Below are 23597 nucleotides of genomic sequence, written 5' to 3'. Positions count from 1 at the left end.
TGAGGTGCGCCCCTGAGCTGCCCCTGAGCAGGACTCGGGGTAGGGGACCCAGGATCAGGGGGTTCCCCGATGGTGTCGGCGGCGCCGACGCGGCAGTCTGGATGCCATGGAAGAGACAACCCCCAGCTCGGCCCCGGGACAGCCGGCGCCGAGCGACCGCCCGAACTGGGGCGCCGCACGCGACTTCGGCCCACTGCGCCGCAGCGTGGCCGACCGCAAGGTCGCCGGTGTCGCGGCCGGTGTCGCCAGGCACTTCAACCTGGACCCGACGCTGGTCCGGGTCATCTTCGTGGTGCTGGCGATCTTCGGTGGCGCGGGCGTGCTGCTCTATGCCGCCGGTTGGCTGCTGGTGCCCGAGGAGGGTTCCGAGCAGGCGGCCATCGACCTGGAGCCTCAGTCCCGGACCGTGGCCCTGTGGGGCGCCGCCGGCATCGGCGCGCTGATGACCGTGGGAGGCAGTTGGAGCTTCTGGGCGTTCCCGATCCCGGTGTTGATCATCGCCGGGGTGGTGCTCCTGGTGATGCAGGCACAGCGCCGTCGTGACGGCGGCGCCCGTGCTGGCACCGTGGCCGGCACGCCTCCGGGCGGCACGCCTCCGGGCGGCACGCCTCCGGGCGGCACGCCTCCAGCCTCCTGGAGCGGGTTCGCCGGCCCGGCGCCCGCGGGACCCCCGACCTCGACCGGCCCGACCTCCCCCAGCACCGTCGGTGCCACCGTCGGCTGGCAACCGGGCCCTGCAGGACCGGTGGGCCCGCCGTACACCGGCTTCATCGGGCAGGCGCCCGTCGCATCCGGACCACCGGTGGCCACGGCCACCGCGCCCAAGCGCCGCGGGCCGGTGCTGTTCTGGCCGGTGGCGGCCTTCTTCACACCGCTCGCGCTGGTCACGCTGGCCGCCCTGAGCTCGCGGATCGACATCCCCTCCGCCGCCTACCCTGCCGCGATCCTGGCACTGGCCGGGATCGGCCTGGTCATCGGCGCCTTCTGGGGCCGAGCCGGCGGCCTGATCGCCCTGGGGCTGGTGGCCGCACTCGCGATGGCCGCCCAGTCGGTCGGCGATCACCTGGATCGGGTCGGACCCCAGACCGAGATCCCGGCTTCGGCGGAGCAGATCGACGAACGCTATGAGCTGCACGTCGGCGTGCTGGAGATCGACCTCCGAGGCGTCGAGGATCTGGCCGCCCTGGACGGCCGCCCGATCCGCGCCGAGGTCGGGATCGGCCAACTGCGGGTGATCCTCCCCGACGACATCGAGCCGCGGCTGAACGCCTCGGTCGGGATCGGCAGCGTCCGCGCCTTCGGCAGCGACCACGGCGGCTTCGGCCAGGACGTGTCGCAGGGCTCCGCAGACTCTGACGTGGAGCTGATCCTCGAGGTCGGCATCGGTCAGGTCGAGGTGCTCAGCGAGTCCGAGCACGCCCAGAGCCGCTCCGAACGACGAAGAGTGGACCGACAGCAGCGCGAGGAAGAGAGGAGCAACCGATGAAGCGCAGCATCAACATCGGCCACCTGGTGATGGGAGTGGCGTTCCTCGGCCTGGTCGCGGTGTGGCTGCTCCTGGAGACTGGAGTGGTGGACGACTTCCGCTGGCTGTTGCCACTGCCTTGGCTGGCGGCCGGCGTGGTGGGCCTGCTGGTGCACTTCTGGACCCACCGCCACCCCGAGCCGAGCCCGTCGTACGTCGACACGTCGTACGGCCCCGGTTTCCCCGATGTGACCCTCAAAGACCCGATCTTCGACAACCAAGAGGAGAAGTAGATGAGCAACCCCGTTCCCATGGGACCCAAGAAGCTGACTCGCCGGCCCAACGACGCGATGCTGGGAGGTGTCTGCTCGGGGTTGGCGTCCTACCTGGGCGTCGACGCCAACATCATGCGGGTGCTGACCGTGATCGCGCTGGTCTTCACCGGGTTCTTCCCGGTCGGTCTGGCCTACATCATCCTCTGGCTGATCCTGCCCGAGAGCTGAGCGAGTCCCGCCGCCCACCTGCCCCATTCCCGTGCGGTCCGCACCATTCTCGACCTCGAGATGGTGCGGACCGCACGGGAATCAGTGGTGGGAGCCTCGCCAGGCCCAGAGTACTGAGTCAGCACCCCGTCAGGTCCGCTCCGAGAGAGCCGGGAACACCAGGTCGGGGTGGTCGGTGATCAGGCCATCCACCCCCGCATCGAGCAGGCGTCGAGCCAGCCCGGGCAGGTCACCGTGGGTGTGCGGGTCCGCGCCGATCCGGAGGTCGACGGGGAGGGTGGCGTTCTCGGCGCGCAGCGTCCAGGTGTGCACGGTGAGCCACTCGGCATGCGCATCCCGCACCAGGGAGGTCGGCTCGCCCAGCATGCCGCCCGGCGTCCGTGCCAGCACCAGGTCGACGTGCACGCCCAGCCCGTCGGCGTACCGCTCGATCCAGGCCAACCCGGCCGGGGTGACCAGGTCCGCATAGGTCCTCGGATCGTTCGCAGCCACGAAGTCGGCCGGCACGGAGCCAGCGTCCAGCAACTGGATCAAGGGCACCTTCGCGCACCCTGCCAGAGTGCGCAGGATCGTCGGCTCGAACGACATCACGCTCACCCGCGATCGAGCGTGGTCCACCCCGTGCCTGGCCAGATCCCGCAGCAGCGGCTCGGCGAGCCCGAGCCCGATCGAGTCGAACCAGGACGCGTGCTTCAACTCCAGCATCACTCCGACCATCCGCCCCCGTCGTACCGACTCGGCCTCCACCATGGCCAGCACTTCGTTGAGGGTGGGTACGCCGTAGCGGCCGTCGTGGGCGGCGCTGTGCGGCCGAGCGGCGGGGCGACGCTCCCTGGCGGTGAGCCGCTTCACTTCGGCGTGGGTGAAGTCGGTGACGAACCAGCCGCGCTGCTCGACCCCGTCGATGGTCAGCGTGCGGTGCCGGTCGGCGTACTCACGGTGGTCGGCCACGTCGGTGGTGAGCGACAGTTCGACGTCATGGCGTGCCAGCAGCACCCCGTCGGCAGTACAGACCAGGTCCAGCTCAATGTCGTCCACGCCCATCCGGATCGCGGTCCGGTAGGCCTCGAGGGTGTGCTCGGGCCGGTAGCCGCTGGCGCCGCGGTGCGCCACCACCGCCGGGGTGACCACCAGACTGTGCGCGGGCCGGAGGCGCGGCGCCCGTCGCTGGCCCGGCGCCCGGACCATGGCCACATCGCTCGAGAGACTCACGATCCATGGATGCCAGTTCGATCCGTCCGGTCGGTGGCGTCTGGGTGAACAGGGGTCGAGGATCGGATGAGGAGTGTCCATCACCAAGGCCTCTGTGACGCGAGACACGGTTGCTCGTGCCGCGGCGGTGCGGCAGGGTGGGCCGAGCAGCCCCCCCACCAGCGAAGGACACCGATGAAGCTCTCGATGCCGTTGATGTACGCCGGGAATCCCCGCGACGCCGCCGACCAGGTGACCGCGCTGGAGAAGGCCGGCCTGGACACCGTCTGGATCGCGGAGGTGTACAGCTTCGACTCCCCCACCCTGATGGGCTACCTGGCCGCCAAGACCGAGACCATCGAGATCGGCTCGGCGATCCTGAACATCTACTCGCGCACCCCCGGCCTGCTGGCGATGACCGCCGCCGGCCTGGACAACGTGTCCGGCGGCCGGGCCATCCTCGGTCTCGGCGCCTCCGGACCCCAGGTGGTCGAGGGCTGGCACGGCGTCCCGTACGACAAGCCGATCGGCCGCACCCGGGAGATCATCGACATCGTCCGCGCTGCACTGCGCCGTGAGCCGCTGGTCAACGACGGCATCATCAAGTTGCCGCTGACCAAGGAGCACGGGGCAGTCACCGGCCTGGGCAAACCGTTGAAGCTGCTCAACCACCCCGAGCGTTCCGCGGTGCCGATCTATCTGGCCGCGCTGGGTGGGAAGAACGTCGAGCTGGCTGCGGAGAAGGCCGACGGCTGGCTGCCGTTCATCTACGCCCCGGAGAAGGCTTCCTCCACCTGGGGTGCGGCGCTCGCTGCGGGTGCCGCGAAGCGCGACTCCGCACTGGGTCCGCTGGAGGTCGTCGCCGGCGGCATGTGCGCGATCGGCGACGACGTGAAGGGCCTGCTCGACTTCGCCCGGCCGATGCTGGCGCTCTACATCGGTGGCATGGGAGCGCGCGGCAAGAACTTCTACAACCAGCTGGTCTGCGAGTACGGCTTCGAGGCCGAGGCGAAGCACATCCAGGACCTCTACCTGGACGGCAAGAAGAAGGAGGCCGAGGCCGCCCTGCCTCTGGAGCTGCTCGAGATGGTCAACCTGGTCGGCCCCGCGTCGTACGTGAAGGAGCGGATCGAGGCCTTCCGGGAGTCCGGCGTCACCAACCTGCAGATCATCCCGGCCTCCGATGACCCGGCCGCCCTGGTCCGCCAGATGAAGGAACTCGTCAGCTGACCGAGTTGGGCCCCATCCGCGCCGAGTTGGGCCCCATCCGCGCCGAGTTGGGCCCCATCCGCGCCGAGTTGGGCCCTATCCGCGCCGAGTTGGGCCTCCCCCGGACGCTCAGCGTGGACACCTGTAGATGCCAGCAATCCCCTCGCTACCATGGGTGACCTCATGACTGGGACCGGCGACACCGACGTCACCCCGGCGCAGGTGCGCCGGGCGCTGGTGCGCGCGGAGCGGGGCGCCTCCATCGACGTCGCGGAGGCCACCGCACTGCTGGCCGCCACCGGCGAGGACCTGGACCGCCTCAGTGCGGTGGCTGCCCGGATCCGCGACGCCGGACTCGTCGCAGCCGGCCGCCCGGGCGTGGTCACCTACTCACCCAAGGTCTTCATCCCGGTGACCCGGTTGTGTCGCGACCGCTGCCACTACTGCACGTTCGTCACCACGCCTGGCCACTTACAGCGCGAGGGCAAAGCGCCGTACCTCTCCCCCGACGAGATCCTCGACATCGCCCGCCGCGGCGCCGAACTCGGCTGCCTGGAGGCGCTCTTCACCCTCGGCGACCGTCCCGAGGACCGCTGGCCCGAAGCCCGGGAGTGGCTCGACGAGCAGGGCTACGACTCCACCCTGGGCTACATCCGGGCGGTGGCGGTGCAGGTGCTGGAGGAGACGGGACTGCTGCCACACCTCAACCCCGGGGTGATGTCGTGGGCGGAGATGAACCGACTCAAGGCCGTCTCCCCGTCGATGGGGATGATGCTCGAGACAACCTCCCGGCGCCTCTTCGAGACCAAGGGTGAGGCCCACTTCGGCTCCCCCGACAAGGACCCCGACGTCCGACTGCGGGTTCTCGAGGACGCCGGCCGGCTGGCGATCCCGTTCACCACCGGGCTACTGGTCGGCATCGGTGAGACGCTGACCGAACGCGCCGAGACGATCTTCGCGCTGCGCGCCTCCGCCAAGCGTTACGGCGCCATCCAGGAAGTGATCGTCCAGAACTTCCGCGCCAAGCCGGACACCGCGATGCGGCACGTCGATGACCTCGACCTGGACCCCTACCGGGCCGCCATCGCGGTCACCCGGATCCTGCTCGGACCCAAGGCCAGGGTGCAGGCTCCGCCGAACCTGGTCTCCCCGGAGGAGTGCCGCGCGCTGCTCGACGCCGGTGTCGACGACTGGGGCGGCGTCTCCCCGTTGACCCCCGACCACGTCAACCCGGAGCGCCCTTGGCCGTCCCTGGATACGCTCACCGAGATCACCGCCGACTGTGGCTTCGAGTTGCGGCCGCGGCTCACCGTGCATCCGGAGTACGTCGTCGCCGGGGACCCGTGGATCGACCCCCGGGTCCGTGGCCACGTGGCCGCCCTGGCCGGCCCCGACGGGCTCGCGGTGCCGGGCATCAAGCCGGTCGGGCGGGCCTGGCAGGAGCCCGACGCGGCACTGGAGTCCGCGGGTCGGGTGGATCTGCATACGAGCATCGACACGACGGGGCGCACCGAGGACCGGCGTACCGACTTCGGCCATGTGTACGGCGACTGGGAGGACGTGGCCGAGGCGGCCCTGGCCACCGGCCGGTCGGTGGCCGGCGGCCCGACTTCGGAGGGCCACGCGGCGCTTGCTGCCGCCGAGCGGGACCCGGCCAGTTTGTCGGACGAGCAGGCTCTCACCCTGATCACCGCCGAGGGCGATCTCCTCGATGAGGTGTGCGCCCTGGCCGACGCACTGCGTCGTGAAGCGGTCGGGGACGACGTCACCTACGTGGTCAATCGGAACATCAACTTCACCAACATCTGTTATGTGGGTTGCCGCTTCTGTGCGTTCGCGCAGCGGCGCACCGATGCCGACGCGTTCAGCCTGTCGCTGACCGAGGTCGCCGACCGCGCCGAGGAGGCGTGGCGTCTCGGCGCCACCGAGGTCTGCATGCAGGGCGGCATCGACCCGGAACTTCCGGGCACGGCGTACTTCGATCTGGTGGCCGCCGTGAAGCAGCGGGTGCCGCAGATGCACGTGCATGCGTTCAGCCCGATGGAGATCGTCAACGGTTCGTCCCGGACCGGACTCACCTTCACCGACTTCCTGATCAAGGCCCGCGAGGCCGGGCTGGACTCCATCCCCGGCACCGCCGCGGAGATCCTCGACGACGAGGTCCGTTGGGTGCTCACCAAGGGCAAGCTCCCCACCGCAACCTGGATCGACGTGGTCACCACCGCACACAAGGTCGGGCTGCGGTCGAGCTCGACGATGATGTACGGCCATGTCGACAACCCCCGGCACTGGATCGGGCATCTGCGGGTGATCCAGCGGATCCAGGCCGAGACCGGTGGCTTCACCGAGTTCGTCCCGTTGCCGTTCGTGCACACCTCGGCGCCGATCTACCTGGCTGGAGTGGCACGGCCGGGGCCGACGATGCGGGACAACCGGGCCGTGCATGCGCTGGCCCGGATCATGCTGCACGGCCAGATCGACCACATCCAGACGTCGTGGGTCAAGCTCGGCGTCGAGGGGACCCGGGCGATGCTTCAGGCCGGCGCCGACGACCTCGGCGGAACCCTGATGGAGGAAACGATCTCGCGGATGGCGGGCTCCGAACACGGGTCGGCCAAGACGGTCGCGGAGCTCACCGAGATTGCCGCCGGCATCGGCCGTCCGGTCCGGCAGCGCACCACGACGTACGGACGTCTCTGAAGGCCCAACTCGACGCGGACAGGGCCCAACTCGACGCGGATAGGGCCCAACTCGACGCGGATAGGGCCCAACTCGGGGTCAGCGGAGGCCCAACTCGGTGCACCGTCGAGCCACGTCGCCCTCACAGATCTCGGCGACGCCCAGGAACCGACTGCGCAGCACCGTGTCGGCCAGCGAGCCGACGGTGACGGCGCGCGGCTCGAAGAGATGGGTGTCGACGCCGGACACCTCCTGACCCACCGGCGCGCTCTCCCGGGTCAGGGTGGCCACCGCCAGTTCCGCGGCTCGCTCCGCCTCCGCAGCAGCCGCCGGCAGCACCGTCATCGTCTGCTCGCCGGCCACGATCCGGCGTACCGCGTCCAGTTCGGCGCCGGCTCCGGTGACCACCGGAAGGCGTCGGACACCGGCGGCCCGGAGCGCGTCGATCACGGCGGCTGCGAGCACGTCGTCAGCGGCGTGGATCGCATCCACGCGCCGCTCGGCCCAGCGGGAGGCCACCCACTCGCTGACCTGGCCAGGAGAGCCGGCCTCCAGTTCGCCGACGATCTCGACCCCGGCGCGGGCCAGCACCTCCCGGACCGCATCGCGTTGCTGGACGGCCTCGGGGTCACTGGCCGGCCCGTGCACCAGGAGCACCCGCTCCGCATCGGCGGCAACCAACGCCTCGCCCTGGAGTTCGCCAACGACGACGGGGTCGGTGCCGACGTGATGTCGTACGCCGGGCAGCCTGCGGGAGAAGGAGATGATCGGGATCCCCACGTCGGCCACGGCCTCGGTCAGCGCGGCCGGATCCACCGCGGCGATCACCAGCACGCCGGCACCCGCTGCGGCTGCCTCGGCCACCTGGGTCGCCTGCACGGCTGGGTCACCCCCGGCGTCGCTGACGGTGACCACACAGCCGTCACAGGTCGCCTCGACCAGGTCGATGAAGGCCGGCGCATCCACCCTCAGCCAGCGCTGATCATCGTCGTCGGGCACCAGCAGCACGATCCGGACCGGGTCCGGGCTGGCGCAGCCGACCACGGCGCCGAGCGTCACACCGAGTCCCGCCAGCGCCGAGGCGATCAGCCGTCGGATGCCGCGCAAGGTCAGTCGGAGACCAGGTCGGCGTAGTCGGGGTGCTTCTCGATCCAGGACTTGATGAACCGGCACCGCGGCACCACCTGATGGGTGCCCTTGGCGCGGACGTCGTCGAGTGCGCCTCGGGCCAACGCGCCGCCGATGCCCTTGCCCTCCACGGCGACCTCGGTATGGGTGAACACGATCCGGTCGTCCTTGAGGACGTACTCGGCGAAGCCGGCCACCTCACCGTCGAGGTGCGCCTCGTAGCGGCTCTGGTCGGGGTTGTCGATGATCTCGATCGCCATGGGCCCATCGTGCCACGCGGGGGCGAACCGTCCGCTCCCACGAACCTGAATCAGCGGTGCGGTGGCACCGCTAACCTCTGCCGCTACTCGACCGGGCTCGGCGCGAGACCGAGTCGATCGCCACGGCGAGCAGCAGCACCCCACCGGTGACCATGAAGCGCACCGAGGAGTCCACGCCGACCATGTTCAGGCCGCTTTGGATCGCCTGCAGGACGATGATGCCCAGCATCGCCGAGTACGCCGACCCGCGACCACCGAAGAGGCTGGTCCCGCCGATCACGGCTGCGGCGATCGCCGTCAGGTTGGTGTCGGTGGTGCCGCTGGCCTGGGAGACCGAGGTCTGCAGGCCGGCAGCAAGCAGGCCGCCCACCGCTGCCAGCATCGAACAGCTCGCGAAGACCGTGAAGTAGATGCGACCCACCTTCACGCCCGATCGTCGCGCGGCCTCTTCGTTGCCGCCGACGGCGAAGACATGCCGCCCCCATCGGGTACGGCGCAGCAGCAGATCCATGACCACGACCAGGAACACGAAGAAGAGCCACAGATAGCTCCAGCCACGGTCCAGGTTGACGTACCAGGTGAGCACCAGCAGGCCGACCGCGAGCAGCCCCACCTTGATCAGCACGGCGCCCTGCCCCGGAGCGCTGAGCCCGGCCCGGGTGCGGGTCCGGATGCCCCAGAGCTGGGTGGCCAGGAAGACCGCGACCACCGCCAGCACCAGCACATACGAGGTGAGTCCGGTGACGAATTTGAACCGGGTGAACTCCACCAGGAACGAGCCCGACGGGAGGTTGATCGTGCCCTGCCTGCCCAACACGTACAACAGCAGTCCCTGGAAGCCGAGCAGGCCCGCCAGTGAGAAGACGAAGGACGGGACTCCCAGTCTGTTGTGTAAGACGGCGTACACCGCACCGATCAGCAGACCGACGGTCAAGGCCGCCATGATGCCGACCAACTCCGAGTATCCGTGCCGGACCACCAGCACCGCCATGCCGGCGGCGGCCAGACCGCTGACCGAGCCGACCGACAAGTCGATCTGCCCGAGCAGGAGCACAAGCACGATGCCCAGCGCGATGATCCCGATCGGGGCCGCGAACTGAGTGATCGAGACCAGGCTGCGCGAGGAGAGGAACCGGGGCTCCATGGCGTAGAAGAGGATGCTGATCACCACCAGCCCGACCACTACCGGGAGGCTGCCCAACTCACCGGACCGGAGCCTGTTCCAGGTCATGTGCACCAGGCCGCTGAGGCCCTGGACCCGGATCAACCGCTCGTCGGCGAGGTCGTCTGCGACCGTGTGGGTCTGCTCGGTGTCAGCCATCGGAGTTCCCCTCCTCGAGTTGAGCCTCGGCGCCGTCGGTGCGACGTCGTTCCGCACGTGCGGCGACCACGTTGTCGGAAGCACCTGTGATGGCGGCGACCAACTGATCGGTGGTCGCCTCCTCCACTCGGAACTCGGCCGCATTGCGGCCCAGCCGCAACACCACGATCCGGTCGGCCACCGCCTGCACATCGGCCATGTTGTGACTGATCAGGATCACCCCGAGTCCGTGCTCACGGAGCCGCTCGATCATGTTGAGCACCTCAGCGGTCTGGGCGACCCCGAGAGCGGCGGTCGGCTCGTCGAGCATCACCACCTTGGGGTCACCGACCAGGCTGCGAGCGATCGCGACGGTCTGACGCTGACCACCCGACAACGCGGCGATGGGGATCCGGACCGAGGGGATCTTGGCGGACAAGGTGCGCAGCAGCCGCCACGCCTCCTTCTCCATCTTCACCTCGTTGAGCAGGCCTCCGGCGAGGTCCTCCCGGCCCAGGAACAGGTTGGCCACCACATCGAGGTTGTCGCACAGCGCCAGATCCTGGAACACGGTGGCGATGCCCAGCGCCTGGGCCTCCCCCGGACCACCGACGGTGACGTTGATCCCGGAGAATCTGATGTCACCGGAGTCGGGCTGGTACACCCCGGCTATCACCTTCACCAAGGTGGACTTGCCGGCGCCGTTGTCCCCGACCAGGGCCACCACTTCCCCCGCTGCCACGTCGATGTGCACGTCGGTGAGAGCCTGGACGGCGCCGAACCGCTTGTTCACACCCCGCAGGGAGAGCACCGGCTCCCGCGCCAGCGGGGTCGCGATGGCCGACATCACTCGAGTCCGGCCTCGGCGCACGCGTCGGCGTACTCGGCGGTGCAGATGTCTGCCACCGTGTAGAAGCCATCGGCCACGATGGTGTCGGCCACGTTGTCCCGGGTGACCACGATCGGGTCGAAGATGAAGGAGGCGACGCCGGAGAAGTCGACGGTGTTTCCGACCGGCTCCCCGTTCACCAGGGCCACCGCCACCTCGGCGGCCCGCTCGGCCTCGAGCTTGATCGGCTTGTAGATGGTCATCGCCTGGTGGCCAGCCAGGATCCGCTGTACGGCGGCCAGTTCGGCGTCCTGACCCGTCACCGGCGGCAGGTCGTCCACCGCGATTCCAGCGCCGGTCAGCGCGGCGATGGTGCCGGCGGCCTGGCCGTCGTTGGCGGCGTAGACGCCCTGGACTTGGTCGAGGTCCAGCCTGCTGAGCTGGTCGGTGACGAACTTCTGGGCGTTCTCCGGGCTCCAGTCCGGGTTGTCGAACTCGGCCAGCACGGTGAGGTCGCTGGCGTCGATCACGCTGTGGGCTCCGGCCTTGAACTGTCCGGCATTGGGGTCGCTCGGCGAGCCGTTGAGCATCAGGATGCCACCCGTGCCACCCATCAGGTCGACCAGCGCTTCGCCCTGCATCCTGCCCACGGTCTCGTTGTCGAACGACATGTAGTAGTCGGCTTCGGCGATGAATCGGTCGTAGGCCAGCACGACGGCCCCCGCGTCCTGAGCCGACCGCACCATGCCACCCGCGCCGGCCCCGTTGACCGGACCAAGCACGACGACCGAGGCACCCTCGGAGATCGCGGTGTCGACCTGTTGGGTCTGCTTGGCCTCGTCCTGATCGGCGTTGTAGTAGACGACCCGGCAGTCGTTGCAGAGTTCGGCGACCCTGGCCTCGAACATGGGCCGGTCGAAGGCTTCGTATCGGGTGGTCTTGGACTCGGGAAGCAGCAGCGCGATGGTCTTGTCGTCGTTGCTGCTCTGCGCCTGGTTGGCCCCACAGGCAACCAGGCTGCCGGCGCCGATCAGGGCTGCTGCGGCAATGGCCGCGATACGGGTGGTTCTGGGCATCGAACGCTCCTCGGTGGACCGGTGGGAACCGGATGTGGTGACTTGGTGCTGACCCGTCCGAGTGTTGCGCATCACACTCTTATCGTCAAGACCTGAACATAAAATCTCAGTTCACCGCTGACTATCGAGATAAAGACCCATCTCTTGACTATTAGTGGTCGTTGGGTCAGTCTGACCTCATGCCCAGCAGCCACGAACCTCGCCCCGGCTCGACCGCCTCGCTGCGCAGCGCCAACACCCAACGCATCCTGCAGGCACTGCGGGATCCGGCACGCGACCACGAGACCGCCTACACCCAGGCAGAACTCGCCCGGCTCACCGGTCTGGCACCCGCCACCGTCTCCGGCATCGTCCGGAGCCTGGCCGAGACCGGCCTGGCCGACACGGTCCCCGGCAGCGGCCGCCGGGGAACCGAGGTCCGCCTCGCCCGGTCCGCTGGCCTCGTCGTCGGCCTCGACTTCGGCCGGCTACACCTCTCGGTTGCCTTGGGTGACCTGGCCGGCAGGATCGTGGCAGAGGACCGACAGCCGTTGGGTCCCGATGTGGATCACAGCAACGGCCTGGCCTTGGCCCACGCCAAGGTCGCAGAACTGCTTGAGCAGCACGGTGCCACCCTCGAGGATGTCCGGACGGTCACCATCGGTCTGCCAGCGCCGGTCACCGCCGGGCAGGTCCGTTCCTCCACCATCTTGCCCGGGTGGCTGGGAGTGAACGCCCGGGACGCCACAGCGGCCCAGTTCGGCACTCACGCGCATGCCGAGAACGACGCCAACCTCGGAGCCCTCGCCGAGCACCGGGTGGGTGCCGCGCGCGGCCACCGCACCTCGGCCTTCGTGAAGATCTCTTCAGGCGTCGGCGCCGGCCTGATCATCGACGACCGCCTGTTCCGCGGCTCCGACGGGACGGCCGGGGAGATGGGGCACCTCACCCTCGACACCCAAGGGCCGGTGTGTCGGTGCGGAAGTCGCGGCTGTCTGGAAACCTACGCCTCCATCGGCACCGTGGTCGGGCTGCTCGCCGAGCGGATGCCCGGGGCCACATTCGCCGACGTGGTCGAGGCAGCCCGGGAGGGTCAGGTCGGGCCGCTGCGCGCCCTTGAGGATGCCGGGTTGCACTTGGGCTGGGGGCTGGCCAGCGTGGCGAACCTCCTCAACCCCACGATCTTGGTCGTGGGCGGCGAGATGGCCCGAGCCGGCGAACTGCTGCTGTCCTCGGTCCGGATCGGGTTGCGTCGGCATTCACTGGACGCAGTGGCCGCCACCCCGGTCGTCACCGGCGAGCTCGGTGACCGTGCCTCACTGGTGGGCGCCGTCCTGCTCGCGGCAGAGCGGACGGAGCTCGCGGTGGACCTGGTCGCCTGAGCAGGGCCCGGCCGGGCTCACTCCCATTCGATGGTGCCGGGCGGCTTGGAGGTGACGTCGAGGACGACCCGGTTGACCTCGGCGACCTCGTTGGTGATCCGGGTGGAGACCTTCTCCAGCACCTCATAGGGCAGACGCGACCAGTCCGCGGTCATCGCGTCCTCGCTGCTGACCGGGCGTAGCACGATCGGGTGGCCGTAGGTGCGACCGTCGCCCTGGACTCCGACCGAACGGACGTCGGCCAGCAGTACGACGGGCAGCTGCCAGATCTCCCGGTCCAACCCGGCGCGGGTGATCTCCTCGCGGGCGATCGCGTCGGCGTCACGCAGGATCTCGAGCCGCTCTCCGGTGACCTCGCCGATGATCCGGATGCCCAGACCCGGGCCGGGGAACGGGTGCCGCCAGACGATCTCGGTGGGCAGCCCGAGCTCCTGCCCGACCATCCGCACCTCGTCCTTGAACAGGGTGCGCAGTGGTTCGACGAGCTCGAACTCCAGGTCGTCGGGCAGGCCACCGACGTTGTGGTGGGACTTGATGTTGGACGTGCCCGCACCTCCTCCGGACTCGACCACATCGGGATAGAGGGTGCCTTGGACGAGGAAGGCGACCTTGTCGCCGGTGTCGCCGACGGTGTCGAGCTGGGCGCTGAGCACCTCGGCCTCAGCGGCCTCGAAGACCCGGATGAACTCGCGGCCGATGATCTTGCGCTTCTCCTCGGGGTCGGTGACCCCGGCCAGCGCATCAAGGAAGCGCTGCTGGGCGTCGACCACATGCAGCGAGACGCCGGTGGCAGCGACGAAGTCGCGCTCCACCTGCTCGGCCTCACCCTTGCGGAGCAGGCCGTGGTCGACGAAGACGCAGGTGAGTCGGTCACCGATGGCGCGCTGCACCAGCGCAGCGGCGACGGCGGAGTCGACGCCGCCGGAGAGGCCACAGATGGCCCGGCCGGAGTCCCCGATCTGGGCACGGATCCGCTCGAGCTGGTCCTCGACGATGTTGACCATCGTCCACGTCGGCCGGCAGCCGGCGATGTGATGCAGGAAGTGCTCCAGCACCTGCTGGCCGTGTTCACTGTGCAACACCTCGGGATGCCACTGGACGCCGGCGAAGCGCCGCGAGGTGTCCTCGAAGGCGGCGACCGGGGTGACGTCGGTGGCCGCCAGCACGGTGAAGTCTGCGGGCGCCTCGGTGACCGAGTCGCCGTGCGACATCCACACCCGGTGCTCGGCCGGCATGTCGGCGAGCAGGGTGCCGGGCTCGGTGATCCGCACCGCGGTGCGGCCGTACTCGCGCACGTCGGTGCGGGAGACGGTGCCGCCCATCGCCTCGGCCATCACCTGGAAGCCGTAGCACATCCCGAAGACCGGGACGCCGGCGTCGAAGAGCGCCGGGTCGATGCCGGGGGCACCCTCCTCGTAGACCGACGACGGTCCGCCGGAGAGGATGATCGCGGCCGGCCGACGCTCCAGCATCTCCGCGACACCCATGGTGTGCGGGACGATCTCGGAGTAGACCTTGGCCTCCCGAACCCGCCGGGCGATCAGCTGGGCGTACTGGGCGCCGAAGTCGACGACGAGGACGAGGTCATGGTCTGGCTCGAGCACCCGCGGAGTCTATCGCTGGTGCGGGCAGCTCACCGACCTGGACCAGCAGCTTCCCGAGGTTCTGGCCGCGGAGCAGCCCCCGGAAGGCGGCGGGCGCCTGCTCCAGGCCCTCGACCACGTCCTCGCGATAGCGGACCGACCCGTCCCGGACCCACTCGCCCATCTCCCGCCGGAAGTCGTGGTGATGGGTCGGCACGAACTCGTCCTGGATGAATCCGCGCACCGTCAGACTCAGTGTCAGGACGCGGCGCATGAAGCCGGGCCGCTGGTCGATCCCGGTCGGTTGCTCGGTGGCGTTGTAGTCGGCGACCAGGCCGCACACCGGGATGCGCGCGAACCTGTTGAGCCGGCGTACGACAGCGTCGAAGACCGGTCCGCCGACGTTCTCGAAGTAGACGTCGATCCCGTCGGGGGTGGCGGCCGCGAGGTCAGTGACGAAGGTCGGCGAACGGTGATCGACCGCGACGTCGAAGCCGAGCTCCTCGGTCAGCACCCGGCACTTCTCCGGACCGCCGGCGATGCCGACGGCCCGGGCGCCCTTGATCTTGGCGATCTGTCCGACCGCGGAGCCGACGGGACCGGCGGCCGCGGCCACCACCACCGTCTCCCCCGCCTTGGGCTTGCCGATCTCGAGCAGTCCGGCGTACGCCGTGAACCCGGGCATCCCGAGCACGCCCAACGCGGTCGAGATCGGTGCGGACGGGTCGATCCGCTGGGTCTGGCGGGCGTCCACCACGGCATGCGTCTGCCAGCCGGTGAAGGCCAGCACCAGATCACCCGCGGCCCGCTTCGGCGACCGCGACTCGACCACTTCGCAGACGGTGCCGCCAAGCACCACGTCACCGATCCGCAGCGGCGCGGCGTAGGACTTGGCGGTGCTCATCCGACCGCGCATGTACGGGTCGAGGGAGAGGTAGACGGTGCGCAGCAGCACCTGTCCGTCGCCGACCTCCGGCAACTCGATGGTCACGAACTCGAAGTCGCTGTCCTGCGGCTCGCCGACCGGGTAGGACGCGAGCCGGACCTGGGTGCTGGTGGCGCTCATCGAGCCACCCCCGCCAGGTCGACGAGTCCGGCGAGCCGGGCCCGGTGGGCGCCAGCGGTCCCGAACGCGATCTGGTCGGCCTTCGCCTTCTTCAGGTACAGGTGCACCGGGTGTTCCCAGGTCATCCCGATCCCGCCGTGCAGTTGCACCGCCTCCTCGCCCGCGGTGACCGCCAGATCGCTGAGGAAGGCCTGGGCCACGGCGGCCGCGATCGACGCGTCCTCGTCCCCGGCCGCCAGCGTCGCCGCGGCGTAGCGGGCGGCCGCAGCGCCGGACTCGACACCGGCGTACAGGTCGGCCAGCCGGTGCTTGACCGCCTGGAACCCGCCGACCACGCGGCCGAACTGCCGACGCTCCTTCAGGTAGGCCACGGTGGCCTCCAAGCACCAACGCGCCGCCCCGTACTGCTCGGACGCGAGCAACGCCGCGCCGCACTCAAGGGCGGTGCGTACGGCGGGCTCGGCGTCGGCGAGCACCAGCCGGCCGGCCGCGTTGTCGAGGCGGATGTCGGCCAGCTGGCGGGTCATGTCCAAGGAGACCACCGGGGCGATCTCGGCCTCGGTGGCCGAGACGGCGTAGACCGCCAGGCCGTGGGGTGTGCTGACCGGCACCAGGAGTACGTCGGCCTCGAGGGTCCCCGCCACGCTGGTGATCGTGCCGGTGAGGCGGCCGTCGACGGCCTCGACGCCGGTGATCGGGGCGTGTGGCGCGGTGGACAGCGGCACCAGCAGCGCTGCGGTGCACTCGCCCGCCGCCACCCGGGGCAGCAGTTCGTCGCCGGCCGCGACCAACAGCGTGGTCGCCACCACGGCGCTGGTCAGGAACGGCACCGGGGCGACGGCCCGGCCCAGCTCCTCGAGCACCACCGCAGCCTCGCGCGCGGAGGCACCGGCACCGCCGTACTGCTCAGGCACCAGCAGGCCCGCCAGGCCGAGGTCGGCGGCGAGCGCCTTCCACAGTGGCTCGACGAGGGACCGGTCCCCGTCGTAGAGCGAGTTCACCGCGCCGGGGTCGCACCGGTCGGCGAGCAGGTCGCGGACAGTGGTCCGCAGGTCCTCCTCGACGTCGGTGTAGAGCAGGTCCAGGTCGCTCATCGGTCGAGCTCCTTCCACGGGCGGTTCTTGTCGGTGCGCGGTTCCGCAGGGAGGCCGAGCACTCGCTCGGCGACGATGTTGCGGAGGATCTCGGAGGTGCCCCCCTCGATCGAGTTGCCCTTGGCGCGCAGGTACCGGTAGCCCGCATCGCGGCCGGTCATGTCCACCTTGTCCGGGCGGACCATGGTCCAGTCGGAGTAGCGCAGGCCCTCCTCGCCGAGCAGTTCGAGCTCGAGGCCGGACAGCTGCTGGGCGATCCGGGCGAAGCTCAGCTTCATCGCCGACCCCTCGGGGCCGGGCTGACCCAGGGCCAGCTTCTGCCGCAGCCGCTGGCCGGTCAGCCGGGCGACCTCGGCGTCGACCCACAGCCTGAGCAGCCGGTCGTGGAGTTCGGGGGTCCGCTGCGCGGGGTGGTCGCGCCAGGTGCGGGCCACCACCCCGATCATCCCGTCCTCGCGGGCAGAGGCGTGGCCTCCGATGGAGACGCGCTCATTGTTGAGGGTGGCATTGGCGACCTTCCAGCCTTCGCCCTCGGCACCGAGCCGCTGACTGTCGGGGATCCGCACGTCGGTGAGGAAGACCTCGTTGAACTCGGCCTCGCCGGTGATCTGGCGCAGCGGCCGCACCTCGACGCCTGGGTCGCTCATGTCGCACAGGAAGTAGGTGAGCCCGAAGTGCTTCGGGACGTCCGGGTCGGTGCGCGCCACCAGGATCGCGAACCGGGCGGTGTGGGCACCGGAGGTCCACACCTTCTGTCCGTTGACCACCCACCCGTCACCGTCACGCACCGCGCGGGTGCCGACGTTGGCGAGGTCGGAGCCGGCGCCGGGCTCGGAGAAGAGCTGGCACCAGATCTCCTCACCGGTCCACAACGGGCGCAGGAACCGCTGCTTCTGCGCGTCAGTGCCGAAAGCCAGGATCGTGGGTGCGGCCATCCCGAGGCCGATGCCGTTGACCTCGGGCCGATTCGACGGGGCGCCCGCCTCGGCGAAGAGGCGGTCGACCTCGGGCTGCAGTGACCGGGACAGGCCCAGTCCGCCGAGACCCTCCGGGTAGGCCACCCACGCCAGCCCCGCGTCGTACCGGGCGCGGAGGAACTCGAGCGGTTCCAGGGTGCTCGGATCGTGCGTGCCGAGGAATTCGACGACGCGTGCGTGCACGGTTTCGCTGCTCAACTGGTCCTCCCGCTCTTGGCTGGCCGGTGCCACGACGTGGTGGCACCGCTCCATCATGACGCCTCGCGCCCTATTTGGGAACATCTCGCGCGAAATGAACCAAAATGTCGTTCGTCGCGCCGGAACTGCGGTACACATAGTCACGATGCCACCCCAGGAGAGCCATGACAGATCCCACCAAGCGCGGACCCGGGCGACCGTCGGCGGCGAGCCGTGACGCGGTGCTTGACGCGGCCCGCGCGGCCTTCCGGGCCGGCGTACGCGTCGACGCGCGGGCGATAGCCGCCCAGGTCGGCATCAGTCGCACCACCATCTTCCGCTGGTTCGGACCGCGCGAGGAGTTGGTGGCCGAGGTGCTGGCCGCGGAGTTCCGGAGTCTGATGCACGCCGCTGAGCGGGACGCCCGCGGGACCGGTGCCGAGCGGATCCTCGATGTGATGAGCACGCTGAGCTCACACCTGGCACGGTCCGAGCCCTACGCGGCGTACCTGCAGGCCGAGCGGCTCGATGCGTTGCGCATCATCACCGCGAGCAACGGCAAGGTCCAGTCCGGCGCGATCGCCGTCACGAGGGACCTCCTGAGTCGGGTCGTCGACGAGGACGGCTACCGTCCGCGGCTGCCGCTGGACGTGCTCGCGTTCACGGTGGTGCGACTGGTGGAGGCGTTCCTCTACACCCACTACGAGGGTGAGGAGGTCGCCCTCAACTCCGACCTCACCCAACTGCGAGCGGTGCTGTCGACCCTCCTCCACGAGAGCGACGTCCCACCCAGCCGCGAGGGAACCCGCTCCTGACAACGGCACCAGGGCCCTGAAATCCCATCAGGGCCCGGCCGGGGAGGGAGGGTGGCCGGGCCCTGATCGTCCACGCGACTGATGGACAGCGCTTGGACAGTGGGATCCGGTCATTGGGAGGGAGCATGACTACCGGACCCATTTCGTTCAACGACCCCCTGAGAGGGGGGTTACGCCGCCGTCACAAGTTACCGACGAGAAACTTGTGCGGGTCGAGAACCCCCGCCTCCGGGCTGTCTCCGGACTAGCTCACCCCGACGATGGGCAACCGCAATGCGCCCGGCGCGGAGTCGGGAACCACCGGGTTCTTCGGGGTCACCGGCTGGATCCGCTGGTAGGCGGTCCCCGGGGCGGGACGCGCGTCCGCCTCGCCCTTGTTGGGCCAGAACGCCAACGCACGCTCAGCCTGAGCGGTGATCGTCAGCGACGGGTTCACGCCGAGGTTGGCGGAGATCGTGGAGCCGTCGACGATGTGCAGGCCCTCGTAGCCGTGCACCCGATGGAACGGGTCGACCACACCGGACTCCGCGGTCTCACCGATGGTGCAGCCGCCGATGAAGTGCGCGGTCAACGGCATCCCGAGCGGCTCGCCGAGGCTGCCGTAGGCCTCCTTGGCGTTCATCGCCCGGGCGAGCCTGCGCACCGCGTCGTACGCCGCCGGGATGTACGTCGGGTTCGGCGCCCCGTGACCCTGCTCCGACGACATGTACGACACGGGGCCGCGCTTGCGCCACACGGTGGTGATCGAGTTGTCCAGCGTCTGCATCACCAGCGCCACCACGGTGCGTCGCGACCAGGTGTTGAGCGAGTAGAGGTCCTTCAGGCCACCACGCTGCTTCCAGAACTCCTTGCCCCACGTCTTCCAGCGCGACTCGTCGGGGACCTCGTCGACCAGCACGGTCGCCATCAACGGCATCACGTTGCGACCCGGGCCATAGCGGACCGGCTCGATGTGGGTGTGCTCGTCGGGATGGAACGAGGACGTGATCGCGATGCCCTCGGACCAGTTGACGTTGTCGTCGTTGGCGGTGGCCCAGAGGATCGCCTCGGAGTTGGTGCGGGTGAGCACACCGAGGCGGTCGGAGATGTTCGGCAGTGAACCCTCGGCCTTCAGCCGGTGCAGCAGTCGCTGGGTGCCCAGCGCGGCTGCGGAGAAGACCACCTGGTCGGCGGTGAACGTCTTGGTCGCGGAACGACGGGACAGCTTGGCCTTGGTCCAGCGGGCGGTCACCTCGTAGCCTCCCCCGGTCCGCGGCCGGACGTCGGTGACCGTGGTCAGCGGGTGCACCACGGCCCCGTTGCGCTCGGCCAGGTAGAGGTAGTTCTTGACCAGCGTGTTCTTGGCGTTGTGCCGGCAGCCGGTCATGCACGAGCCACAGTTGATGCAGGTGTTGCGGTCCGGGCCGGCGCCACCGAAGTACGGGTCCTCGACCCGCTCACCCTCGGGCTGACCGGGGCCGCCGAAGAAGACGCCCACCGGCGTCGGGTGGAAGGTGTCGCCCACCCCCATCTCCTCGGCGACGCGCTTCATCGCCTCGTCGGCCGGGGTGGTGCCGGCGTACTCCACCACGCCGAGCATCCGCTTGGCCTGGTCGTAGTACGGCGCCAGCTCGGCCTTCCAGTCGGTGATGTGCGCCCACTGCGGGTCGGTGTAGAAGGGGTCGAGTGGTTCGTACAGCGTGTTCGCGTAGACCAGTGAACCACCGCCGACGCCGGCTCCGGCGAGGATGAAGCAGTCGTTGACCAGGTCGACGCGCTGGATGCCGTACATGCCGATCTCGGGGCGGAACATGAACTTCCGCGCGTCTCCCCCGTGTTCGGGGAGGTCGTCGTCGTGGAACCGTGCGCCGGCCTCGAGCACGCCGACCTTGTAGCCCTTCTCGGTGAGCCGGAGCGCGGTGACCGAGCCACCGAAACCGGAGCCGATCACCAGCACGTCGTAGTGGGTCATGCGCGCCCCAACTTCTTCATCACCCGCAGGTTGGCGGTCATGAACTTGGCGTAACCCTCGTCGCTCATTCCGAGCATCGGCGCGAATCGGATCAGCCGCTGCGTGGCCACCGACTGCGACTCGGTGTACCGGTGGATGCCCTCGCTGCCCTGACGACGCCCCATCCCGGACTGGCGCATGCCGCCCATCGGGGAGTCGATGGAGGCGAAGGTGGCCCCGAACGCCTCGTTGACGTTGACGGTGCCGCACTTGATCTGAGCAGCGATCGCCCGGGCCCGCTTGGTGTCTCGGCTGTAGATCGAACCGTTGAGGCCGTACTCGCCGTCGTTGGCGCGGGAGATGGCCTCGGCCTCGTCGTGGAACCGGTACAGCGAGATCACCGGACCGAAGGTCTCCTCACCGAAGCAGGTCATCCCCGGGGTGACGCCCTCAAGGATGGTCGGCTCGTAGTAGTACGGGCCGAGGTCGGGGCGATGCTTGCCGCCGGTGAGCACGGTGGCCCCGTTGGCGCGCGCGTCCTCCACGTGGGCGGTGACGGTCTCGAGCTGGCTGGCCGAGATCAGCGACCCCATGTCAGAGCCCCAGGCCAGGCCCGGGGTCAGGTTCATCGCCTGCACCCGGGCGACGAACTTCTCCCGGAACCGGTCGTAGATCTGGTCGGCGACGAACATCCGCTCCATCGAGACACAGAGCTGTCCGGCGTTGGAGAACGACGCCCGGACGGCGCCCTCGGCGGCGCGGTCGAGGTCGGCGTCCCGCAGGATCAGGATCGGGTTCTTGCCGCCCAACTCCAAGGAGCAGCCGATGAGTCGCTCCGCACACCCGGCGGCGACCCGCTTGCCGGTGGCGGTGGAGCCGGTGAAGCAGATGTAGTCGGCGTTGTTGATCAGCGCGGTGCCGACCCGGGAGCCGGGGCCGGCGACGACCTGCCACAGGTCCTTCGGGAAGCCGGCCTCCTCCAGCAACTGCGCGCCGTACAGGGCTGTGAGCATCGTCTGCGAGTCGGGCTTGGCGATCACCGCATTGCCGGCGAGCAGCGCGGGGAGGCCGTCACACAGAGCCATCGTGAAGGGGTAGTTCCACGGCGAGATGATGCCGACGACACCCTTGGGGATCCGGTTGACCTCGACCCGGGTGAGGCCGGGTACGACGCCGAGCTTGCGCTGCGGGGCCAGGTGCTGCTCGGCGGTGCGCGCGTAGTAGCGGGCGGTCAGGGCGATGTGCAGCGGCTCGTCGAAGGCATGCTTGCGGGCCTTACCGGACTCCCAGACGATCAGGTCCAGGATCTCGTCCTGGCGGTCCAGGACCAGGTCGTGCAGACGCAGTAGAAGCTCGCTGCGGTGCCCCAGCGAGGTGCGCGCCCATGCCTCCTGGGCCCGGTAGGCGCGCCGGAAGGCCTCCTCGATGTCCCCGTCGCTGGACTGCGGGATGTGCGCCAGCGGCTGACCGGTCAACGGCGAGGTGACCTCCGCCGTCTCCCCCGAGGTCGCCAGGATGCGGCCGGTCAGGGCCGCGACGTAGCCGGGCTCCAACGCGTACGACGCGGTGGGGTCGTGTTCGGGGTCGTTCGGCCCGTGCAAGAGGGGGTCCGGGGTGGGGCTGGAGGCGCTCATGTACTGAGGTTAAGTGACGGGAGTCGCAGTGGCTACCCGTCAGTCACTTTCTGGTCATGGTGATCGCTGCCACATGCCTGGCAAGGCCGGTGTGGGACTCCGAGATCGCCACCTTCTCCTCTCTGGCACGCTGATGCCCATGCCCAAGATCGACACGAACAGGCGGAGGCTCGCCTGGGCCACCGAGCGGCAGCGACTCGCGGAACTGCTCGAGTCCAACCCCGTCCAGCGATTCGTGATCGTGGTGATCCTGGCCAACGCCGTGATCCTCGGCCTGGACACCTCCGAGGCGGCGCGCCGCTCCTTCGGCGACCTGCTCGGCGCACTGGACACGGTCTGCCTGACGATCTTCGTGATCGAGTTGGCACTGAAACTGTTCGCCAACGGCCCCCGGTTCTTCCTCGGCGGATGGAACGTCTTCGACTTCGTGGTGGTCGCCATCGCGCTCGTGCCGGCGTCCGGTTCACTGTCGGTGCTGCGCACGCTGCGCGTGCTGCGGGTGCTGCGGTTGATCTCGGCCTTCCCCAAGTTGCGGTTCGTGGTGGAGGCGCTGGTGCGGTCCTTGCCCGGCCTGGTCTCCATCGGCGGCCTGCTGGTGCTGGTCTTCTATGTCGCGGCGGTGACCGCCACCAACCTCTTCGGGCAGTCGCATCCCCAGTGGTTCGGTGACATCGGGAAGAGCCTCTACAGCCTCTTCCAGGTGATGACCCTGGAGTCGTGGTCGATGGGGATCGCCCGACCTGTGATGACCGAGCACCCGTGGGCATGGGCGTTCTTCGTCCCGTTCATCCTGATCAGCGCCTTCATGGTGCTGAATCTCTTCATGGCCGTGATCGTGGACTCGATGCAGCAACTGCGCGCCAACCCGGAGTCGTGGCCGGAGGAGTCACCGGCGGAGGTAGCCGACGCGGCCATCCAGGCACAACTGACGGAGATGGCGGCGCAACTGGCCGACGTCCAGTCCGCGCTCTCCGAGGCCACCCAACTCCTGCGCGACCGCCAGTCGTAGCGGACCCGCCCGCCCCTCGGTGGTCGTCCCATTCGACGGCCGGGTGCCGCCCCGTTCGGTGGTCGAGTGCCGTCCCGTTCGGTGGTCGAGTGCCGCCCCGTTCGGTGGTCGAGTGCCACCCCCCTCGGTGGTCGAGTGCCGCCGAGGCACGAGGCGGTGTATCGAGACCACCACCCCTCCGCACGGGACGCTCCTATGTTGGGTCAAGGGGTCGGTGTTCGAGTAGTCGGTAGAGGTCGCGGGCGATGTAGCGCTTGAGGCAGCGTCGGATCTCTCGGGGGTTCTTGCCTTGGCTGGTTCGTTTCTCGGTG

20 protein-coding genes are annotated in these 23597 nt (G+C 69.5%); 8 read left to right on the top strand and 12 right to left on the bottom strand.

Annotated elements, in window-relative coordinates; translation table 11 throughout:
* Positions 1 to 106: 106 nt before the first annotated feature.
* The 3 genes from JKG67_RS17630 to JKG67_RS17620 are packed head-to-tail and all read left to right on the top strand — an operon-like array spanning position 107 to position 1968.
* On the top strand, positions 107 to 1486 hold the full coding sequence (locus tag JKG67_RS17630; RefSeq protein ID WP_203338667.1) for a PspC domain-containing protein: 1380 nt from the start codon (positions 107 to 109) through the stop codon (positions 1484 to 1486).
* A complete protein-coding gene (locus tag JKG67_RS17625; RefSeq protein ID WP_203338666.1) occupies positions 1483 to 1758 on the top strand; it encodes a hypothetical protein in 276 nt (91 codons plus the stop codon). Before JKG67_RS17630 ends, JKG67_RS17625 begins: the two co-directional genes overlap by 4 nt.
* Positions 1759 to 1968: a PspC domain-containing protein gene (locus JKG67_RS17620; RefSeq protein WP_203338665.1), complete on the top strand. Its 210-nt coding sequence runs from the start codon at positions 1759 to 1761 to the stop codon at positions 1966 to 1968.
* Between the two features lie 129 nt (positions 1969 to 2097).
* Here the strand turns inward: JKG67_RS17620 and JKG67_RS17615 are convergent, their stop codons facing one another.
* On the bottom strand, positions 2098 to 3180 hold the full coding sequence (locus tag JKG67_RS17615; RefSeq protein WP_203338664.1) for a glycerophosphodiester phosphodiesterase family protein: 1083 nt from the start codon (positions 3178 to 3180) through the stop codon (positions 2098 to 2100).
* Positions 3181 to 3354: 174 nt separating this feature from the next.
* Between JKG67_RS17615 and JKG67_RS17610 the strand changes: the two genes are divergently transcribed.
* Positions 3355 to 4389 (top strand): LLM class F420-dependent oxidoreductase, encoded by a 1035-nt coding sequence (locus tag JKG67_RS17610; RefSeq protein ID WP_203338663.1) that lies wholly within the window; start codon positions 3355 to 3357, stop codon positions 4387 to 4389.
* Positions 4390 to 4551: 162 nt separating this feature from the next.
* A complete protein-coding gene (locus JKG67_RS17605; RefSeq protein WP_203338662.1) occupies positions 4552 to 7068 on the top strand; it encodes a bifunctional FO biosynthesis protein CofGH in 2517 nt (838 codons plus the stop codon).
* Between the two features lie 78 nt (positions 7069 to 7146).
* On the opposite strand, the gene JKG67_RS17600 is transcribed toward JKG67_RS17605, so the two are convergent.
* From JKG67_RS17600 to JKG67_RS17580, 5 genes are all read right to left on the bottom strand, one after another.
* Positions 7147 to 8154, bottom strand: a complete 1008-nt coding sequence (locus tag JKG67_RS17600) for a substrate-binding domain-containing protein (protein ID WP_203338661.1) — start codon at positions 8152 to 8154, stop codon at positions 7147 to 7149.
* A 2-nt stretch (positions 8155 to 8156) separates the two neighbouring features.
* The gene (locus tag JKG67_RS17595) at positions 8157 to 8435 is read right to left on the bottom strand and encodes a GNAT family N-acetyltransferase (protein ID WP_203338660.1); all 279 of its coding nucleotides are present in this window, start codon (positions 8433 to 8435) and stop codon (positions 8157 to 8159) included.
* A 70-nt stretch (positions 8436 to 8505) separates the two neighbouring features.
* The gene (locus tag JKG67_RS17590; RefSeq protein ID WP_203338659.1) at positions 8506 to 9756 is read right to left on the bottom strand and encodes a sugar ABC transporter permease; all 1251 of its coding nucleotides are present in this window, start codon (positions 9754 to 9756) and stop codon (positions 8506 to 8508) included.
* Positions 9749 to 10582 carry an ATP-binding cassette domain-containing protein gene (locus tag JKG67_RS17585; protein ID WP_203338658.1) on the bottom strand — a complete coding sequence of 278 codons (834 nt, stop codon included), beginning with the start codon at positions 10580 to 10582 and terminating at the stop codon, positions 9749 to 9751. Before JKG67_RS17585 ends, JKG67_RS17590 begins: the two co-directional genes overlap by 8 nt.
* On the bottom strand, positions 10582 to 11640 hold the full coding sequence (locus tag JKG67_RS17580) for a sugar ABC transporter substrate-binding protein (protein ID WP_203338657.1): 1059 nt from the start codon (positions 11638 to 11640) through the stop codon (positions 10582 to 10584). The genes JKG67_RS17585 and JKG67_RS17580 overlap by 1 nt, the downstream gene beginning before the upstream one ends.
* Positions 11641 to 11819: 179 nt before the next feature.
* On the opposite strand from JKG67_RS17580, the gene JKG67_RS17575 reads away from it, so the two are divergent.
* A complete protein-coding gene (locus tag JKG67_RS17575; protein ID WP_203338656.1) occupies positions 11820 to 13001 on the top strand; it encodes an ROK family transcriptional regulator in 1182 nt (393 codons plus the stop codon).
* 17 nt (positions 13002 to 13018) lie between these two features.
* Here JKG67_RS17575 and guaA read toward each other — a convergent pair whose 3' ends face one another.
* The 4 genes from guaA to JKG67_RS17555 are packed head-to-tail and all read right to left on the bottom strand — an operon-like array spanning position 13019 to position 17919.
* Positions 13019 to 14605: a glutamine-hydrolyzing GMP synthase gene (guaA, locus tag JKG67_RS17570; RefSeq protein ID WP_203338655.1), complete on the bottom strand. Its 1587-nt coding sequence runs from the start codon at positions 14603 to 14605 to the stop codon at positions 13019 to 13021.
* Positions 14586 to 15650 (bottom strand): NADPH-dependent curcumin/dihydrocurcumin reductase, encoded by a 1065-nt coding sequence (curA, locus tag JKG67_RS17565; protein WP_203338654.1) that lies wholly within the window; start codon positions 15648 to 15650, stop codon positions 14586 to 14588. The genes guaA and curA overlap by 20 nt, the downstream gene beginning before the upstream one ends.
* Positions 15647 to 16744, bottom strand: coding sequence for an acyl-CoA dehydrogenase family protein (locus tag JKG67_RS17560; protein WP_203338653.1), 1098 nt, complete (start codon positions 16742 to 16744; stop codon positions 15647 to 15649). Before JKG67_RS17560 ends, curA begins: the two co-directional genes overlap by 4 nt.
* Positions 16741 to 17919: an acyl-CoA dehydrogenase family protein gene (locus JKG67_RS17555; protein ID WP_203338652.1), complete on the bottom strand. Its 1179-nt coding sequence runs from the start codon at positions 17917 to 17919 to the stop codon at positions 16741 to 16743. The genes JKG67_RS17560 and JKG67_RS17555 overlap by 4 nt, the downstream gene beginning before the upstream one ends.
* Positions 17920 to 18083: 164 nt before the next feature.
* On the opposite strand from JKG67_RS17555, the gene JKG67_RS17550 reads away from it, so the two are divergent.
* Complete coding sequence (locus tag JKG67_RS17550) at positions 18084 to 18713, top strand: QsdR family transcriptional regulator (protein ID WP_203338651.1); 630 nt, start codon at positions 18084 to 18086, stop codon at positions 18711 to 18713.
* Between the two features lie 244 nt (positions 18714 to 18957).
* On the opposite strand, the gene JKG67_RS17545 is transcribed toward JKG67_RS17550, so the two are convergent.
* Together JKG67_RS17545 and JKG67_RS17540 are read right to left on the bottom strand one after the other, a co-directional pair.
* On the bottom strand, positions 18958 to 20664 hold the full coding sequence (locus tag JKG67_RS17545) for a GMC oxidoreductase (RefSeq protein ID WP_203338650.1): 1707 nt from the start codon (positions 20662 to 20664) through the stop codon (positions 18958 to 18960).
* On the bottom strand, positions 20661 to 22277 hold the full coding sequence (locus tag JKG67_RS17540; RefSeq protein WP_203338649.1) for a succinic semialdehyde dehydrogenase: 1617 nt from the start codon (positions 22275 to 22277) through the stop codon (positions 20661 to 20663). The genes JKG67_RS17545 and JKG67_RS17540 overlap by 4 nt, the downstream gene beginning before the upstream one ends.
* A gap of 139 nt (positions 22278 to 22416) precedes the next feature.
* Between JKG67_RS17540 and JKG67_RS17535 the strand changes: the two genes are divergently transcribed.
* Positions 22417 to 23286, top strand: coding sequence for an ion transporter (locus JKG67_RS17535; RefSeq protein WP_203338648.1), 870 nt, complete (start codon positions 22417 to 22419; stop codon positions 23284 to 23286).
* Positions 23287 to 23597: the final 311 nt, after the last annotated feature.

This window comes from Nocardioides limicola (genome assembly GCF_016827675.1).
GTDB lineage: Bacteria > Actinomycetota > Actinomycetes > Propionibacteriales > Nocardioidaceae > Nocardioides > Nocardioides limicola.
This window is presented reverse-complemented; position numbering and strand designations above follow the sequence as displayed.